The sequence below is a fragment of the Thermococcus sp. genome, from assembly GCF_027063845.1.
Lineage (GTDB): Archaea > Methanobacteriota_B > Thermococci > Thermococcales > Thermococcaceae > Thermococcus.
Genome location: NZ_JAMOQU010000100.1, coordinates 1 through 3,334 on the forward strand (window position 1 = coordinate 1; position 3,334 = coordinate 3,334).

General features: G+C 57.0%; 4 protein-coding genes. All 4 read right to left on the bottom strand.

Annotated features, from left to right (window positions below; translation table 11 throughout):
* Positions 1-892: RsmB/NOP family class I SAM-dependent RNA methyltransferase (locus tag MVO87_RS07670; RefSeq protein WP_297552781.1), on the bottom strand; the 892-nt coding region annotated here is incomplete at its 3' end.
* Complete coding sequence (locus MVO87_RS07675; RefSeq protein WP_297512934.1) at positions 892-1,812, bottom strand: hypothetical protein; 921 nt, start codon at positions 1,810-1,812, stop codon at positions 892-894. The genes MVO87_RS07675 and MVO87_RS07670, both read right to left, overlap by 1 nt.
* 77 nt (positions 1,813-1,889) lie before the next feature.
* Complete coding sequence (locus tag MVO87_RS07680) at positions 1,890-2,501, bottom strand: METTL5 family protein (RefSeq protein WP_297552782.1); 612 nt, start codon at positions 2,499-2,501, stop codon at positions 1,890-1,892.
* Positions 2,498-3,334 (bottom strand): diphthamide biosynthesis enzyme Dph2 (gene dph2, locus MVO87_RS07685; RefSeq protein ID WP_297552783.1); only part of this gene is annotated, 837 nt, incomplete at its 5' end. The genes MVO87_RS07680 and dph2, both read right to left, overlap by 4 nt.

Genomic DNA, 3,334 nt, shown 5'->3' on the forward strand with positions numbered 1-3,334 from the left:
CCCAGCGGAGGATTTGCTTCATGCGCTTAATCCTCTCTGAATCAACGTCGAAGGCGTAGATTTTTCCTTCATTTTTCATCAACTCGGCCATGTGGGCGGTCTTTCCGCCCGGTGCCGCGGCCAAATCAACAACCGTCTCACCGGGTTTGGGGGAGAGGATTAGGGAAGCGACGGCCGATGCCTCTTCCTGGGGCAGAGCGAAACCCTTCTCCATGAGCCTCCCGGGGTTGAAGGAGTCTAAAACACGGATTACCGTTTCAACGCGCTCGCTCCTCTTGAAGCGGAGGTTTTTCCTCCTCAGGTAGTTCTCAACGTCTTTAACGCTCGCCTTAAGGCGATTAACGCGAAGACTGACCGGAAGGGTCTCGTTGAGGGCCTTCAGAAGTTCCTCTGCTTCTTCACCAAGAAGCCCGCGCATCTTCGCTATGAACCACTCGGGGAAGAGGTACTCCCATTTAAGCCTCTTCTCCTCGGAGTCGAGCTTAGGAACGTAGTTTATGATTCTCGGCAGTAGCTCATAGTAGTAATAGCCTACATACGGGTGCGTTTTGCCCGAGAGGAACTTGGCGAGGCCCTTGAGGTGCTGAATCGTTCTCTCGTTCGGGTCCCTGAAGACCGCAACCTCAACCGCAACCCTGAGCGTAGCCCTCAGCCAGGGGTCGAGGATTAAGGGAGAGACTCCTACGAGCTCCTCGATTACCTCGTCTATCAACCCGAGCCTCCTTTGAATCGAGTAAAAGATCCCGGTCAGCTTGGAGTTCTCCCAGCCCTCGATTTTGTAGCGCGAGAAGGCCTTCCTCTTGGCGCTTTGACTCGGCTTGATTACCTCGCCGAGCTTCACCGCTTCAATAAGTGCGTAGAGCTGTCTGTCCGAGAGCTTGAGCTTTGACATCAGAGCCTACCCCTGTTTCCGTAGGCCTCCCCGGGTGCCGTTGGGATTGTCCCTATCGCGGAGGAAATCATGTAGGCCTCGTCCACGAGCCCAAGGCGCATGAGCTCCTCGACGACCCTCTGGGCTTCCCTCGGCCTGACGCGGTAGTAGCGAACCAGGGTTTCCCTGAGCCTGTCGAAGACCTCAACGGCCCTGGCCTTTCTAATCTGGTCGTCGCAGTCAACTATAGTCTTTCTGAGCGCCGGAAGGAGCTCCTTTATTAGGACGTCCATCGAGTAAACCGGCGGGAGCTTCGAAATCTTCATTGATGCCACCAGGCCAGCATCGACGAGCCTCGGCTCCCCGCTCAGCAGGGCCCCCGCAACCCTTTCAACGAGGGTGACCCAGCAGTCCTTGTCTATGGCGCCGGTCTCAAGGAGGACCATTGCCACTATGATTGCCTCTCCAGCTGTTCCAGACTTGAGGAGAGTCTTGAGCTCACTGGCAACTCCGTCGTCTATGTAAGGTGCCATAATGTTGTCAACAACGTTGAGGAGTTCGTCCCACACGACGGCGTTCTTCGTCTCGGCCAGACCCGTTATTGCCCTCACGAGCTTGAGCAACCTGGCACCGTTGAGCGGATTGTTCTTGAGGAGCGCTGAGAGTATGGCGAGCGTCCTCCAGAGAACGCGCGGGTCATCCGTTGAGAGAGCATCAACGAGGGCATCAAAACCAAACTCAAGAATCCTCTTCCTCTCGCGCCAGTTGGAGGTCTGAACGAGTTCCAGAAGGGCTGAAAGTGATGCGAGCTTAACGTCAGGGTCATCTGACTCAACGGCCCGCAGAATCTCAATCAAAGCCTCGTCGCTCTCCCTCGCGAGCCTGATTAAATCCCTCATCTCCCATTTTTTGAGCAGGGAATCCAACGTACCCCGGGGCATTCACGTCACCGACCTTGATTATATCACATAGGTTATGGTCTGAACCCAATATATTTTTTTCGGCGAAAGTCCCGGGTTTAAAAGAAATACCTTTCGAAGAGGTACAGGTCAACGAGAATCCTCTCCAGTCTCTTCCGGTGGAAAAAGAACTGAGCCGGAATCTCGAAGGGAACGGTCGCCAGCCGAAATGCAGTGAAGCCGTTGTCGGCAGAGAACTTTTCGATGAAGTTCCTTACCTCGGGCTTCGCGAGGTGGATTGAGTAAACCCTGTCCGCGACCTCGAAGGCCTTGAGCAGGAACGGTCGGTCCGCGCCCTTCCTCTGGCTCCCAAAGGGAGGGTTCATCACAACGGTGTCAACCTTCTCCCCGAACTCAGAGACGTCCGCTTGAATGAACTCGACCTCGACACCAGCCCGTTCGGCATTTTTCCTCGCGACTTCGAGGGCTTTCCCGTCAACCTCGACAGCGTAGACCTTCTCCGCACCGAGAAGCTTTGCCCCTATCGCGAGAACGCCGGTCCCGGCTCCAAGGTCGGCAACGACCTTTCCAGCGATGTCTCCAGCCGAGTAAGCCAGCCACAGCAGTTCCGCCGCGACGTTTCCGGGGGTTCTGTACTGCTCCAGCTCGGGTTTCGGCTCAGGAAAGCCCTCAAGCTTTGAGAGGAGCATTGCGAGATGCTTCTTCCTCATCCCCTCACCCCGTGAACCGCTATGCCGAGGGGCTCGTCCTCCCTCCGCTCAACCCCAGGTATCTCATCGAACTCGTAGTCCTCTCTCAGGCCAAGGAGGAGCTCCACTTCCCTCGGCGTCAAAACGGGCTTGCGCCAGTTCTCGTAGTCGTCTATCGGAACCCTCGGACAGGCAACGACGACGTAGGCGTCGAAGGGGAAGCCCTCAAGCTTCGGATAGCTTATGTGGTCCATCGCTATGAGCCTCGCTTCCCTACCGCGCTCGCGGAGGAGCTCAACAATCCGCTTGGCTTCCGCTAAGCGGAGCTGTCCCTTCTTGGTGCTCACCACGACCCCAAAGCTCTTCGCATCCATGGCCTTGGCTATCTGGGCCCACCGCTTTCTTACAAGGCGCTCCGCCTCTTCATCCATCCAGAGCGCGTCGCCGGAGTACGGGTTTATCGCCAGGGTCGGCTTCTTAACCGCCAGCGCAACGCCAAGCGGGTGGAAGTAGCCGGCCCCGATGAAGAGAACGCCGTCGGCCTCGACCTTCGCGCTGGAGAAGTTGCACCCGAGCACCTGCCCAGGCCAGCTCACCCTTGAGTCGCCCCTTCCGATGAGCACCTCGAAGCCGTTCTTCTCCAAGAACTCCCTCGCTTCGTCAAGCCTGTGAACGTGCTGGGCGGTGGTTACGAGCGCTATCCTCCTTCCAAGCTTCCGAATCTCCTCAATGTTCTTTTCAAGGGCGGGAACGAGTTCGACCTTCGCGAAGGCCGGGACAAAGATTGTCGGCACCTCAAGGTTCAGGCGCATGTAGCTGTGCCCGAGGTGGATTAAGGCGTCGCAGCCGAGCCT